Consider the following 1,802-nt stretch of genomic DNA (forward strand, 5'->3'; position numbering starts at 1 on the left):
TGGCAGCCTCTGTTGAAAGGGATGCAGAGCGACTCAGGACTTTCCCAGTAACAAAATCTTATTTCTTCCTCAATGATGGTACCCCAATTCCTGAAGGAACAGTGTTGCGCAATCTAGATTTTGCCCAAACATTGCGCCTGATTGCTGCACAAGGCAGTGAGCCTTTCTACTACGGGGAAATTGCCAGAGACATTGTTCGGGCTGTGCAAGAAGCCAAGGGCAACCCCGGCAAACTATCGCTTGCTGATCTCAGAAATTATTGGGTAATTGAAAGGCCACCGGTTTGTCATGACTATAAGCAGTTTCAGGTTTGTGGAATGGGTCCTCCCTCTTCAGGTGCACTTACCATTGGGCAAATGCTTGGCATGCTTAGTCACTTCAATCTGAAAGACCTGTCACCGACTGGAGTAAAATTCACACACCTCTTTGCAGAGGTGAACTTGCTGGCATTTAAAGATCGAGGCCTTTACATGGCAGATAGTGACTACGTGGACATGCCTACCAAAGGCTTGCTTGACCCTAAATATTTGGAGATGAGATCCAAACTAATCAATTCAAACAAGGTTTCTGATGGTATGTCAGCAGGTTCACCGCCAACCACCCTGAGTTACAAGCTCAGCCCTGATGCTTCCATGGAACTTCCCTCTACAAGCCACTTCGCAATTGTCGATGCTCAGGGCAATGCTGTCAGTATGACGACGACTATTGAGAATGGGTTTGGCTCCCGGCTGATGACCAGGGGATTTTTACTCAATAACGAATTGACTGATTTTTCCTTTCGGCCTGAGCAGGATGGTCGTCTGATTGCCAACCGGCTTGAACCTGGGAAGCGTCCCCGATCTTCCATGTCACCAACACTCGTGTTTAATTCAAGGGGGCACTTACACATGGCTGTCGGTTCTCCTGGTGGTAGCCGAATCATACCCTATGTCGCCAAAACCCTTTTGGGAGTTCTTGAATGGAATATGGATATTCAGGAGGCGATCAATCTTCCAAACATTGCCAAAAACTTTGGCACCCTGGAGTTGGAAACTGGCACTCAAGCGGAGCAATTGAAAGTGAACATGGAGCAAATGGGGCACAAGGTTAGAGCTCGCTCACTCACCAGTGGCCTACAAGGAGTTGTTGTTACTCCTTCCGGATTGGTTGGTGGAGCAGATCCACGCAGGGAGGGACTAGTCCTTGGCGAATGAGGTTGCATAATGCTTGATTTTGTTTGTTAGAGAGTGATTGTTTCTCGTCTATTGAACTAGCTTACAATCATTCAACTTCTGATAATTTGAACCTTTAACTTATTAATATGAGTAAATCATGAGATTTTTAGGTAGCTTTAAAAAGACATGTACCTTTGAGCGCTGGCAACAATTGGTTAGTGACTTAAAGCCTCATACCGACAAGCATGGGTTGAGAGTTATCTTTGCTACAGAAAGTGAGGATGGCTCCATGATCTACGATGTCAGTGAGGCCAAGACGATGGAGGGAGCTAAAGCTTTTTTATCTGACCCAGAGGTTATGAGAATGAGAAAAGAAGCAGGAGTGGATATTGATAGCCAAGAGATGATTGCTAGTGTCGATAAATTTCATATTTTCCAATAATTGAAGCATTTTGACTTCATTTAGCTGCCTGTCTCCAGCAGAGAATTCATCGCTTGCTGAGCCTTGTTAGCAATGCTCTGCTGGGCAGCAGGGATAAACTTGGCATATCGGCGGGTCATCGGTGAGCCAGGGGCATGTCCTAATTGATAGGCTACCTCAGCCAGCGTCGCTCCATTAGATAACATCATTGAAGCAACTGTATCTCG

At 46.0% G+C, this 1,802-nt stretch carries 3 protein-coding genes; 2 read left to right on the forward strand and 1 reads right to left on the reverse strand.

The annotated features are described in order from the left end of the window. Both P8O70_00720 and P8O70_00725 read left to right on the forward strand, forming a co-directional pair. The coding region (locus P8O70_00720) for a gamma-glutamyltransferase family protein (protein MDG2195406.1) at positions 1–1,193 on the forward strand (1,193 nt) is incomplete at its 5' end. Between the two features lie 118 nt (positions 1,194–1,311). Next, complete coding sequence (locus P8O70_00725) at positions 1,312–1,596, forward strand: hypothetical protein (GenBank protein MDG2195407.1); 285 nt, start codon at positions 1,312–1,314, stop codon at positions 1,594–1,596. A gap of 20 nt (positions 1,597–1,616) precedes the next feature. Here P8O70_00725 and P8O70_00730 read toward each other — a convergent pair. Then, on the reverse strand, positions 1,617–1,802 hold a 186-nt coding region (locus P8O70_00730; protein ID MDG2195408.1), incomplete at its 5' end, for an integrase.

The organism is SAR324 cluster bacterium (assembly GCA_029245725.1).
GTDB lineage: Bacteria > SAR324 > SAR324 > SAR324 > NAC60-12 > JCVI-SCAAA005.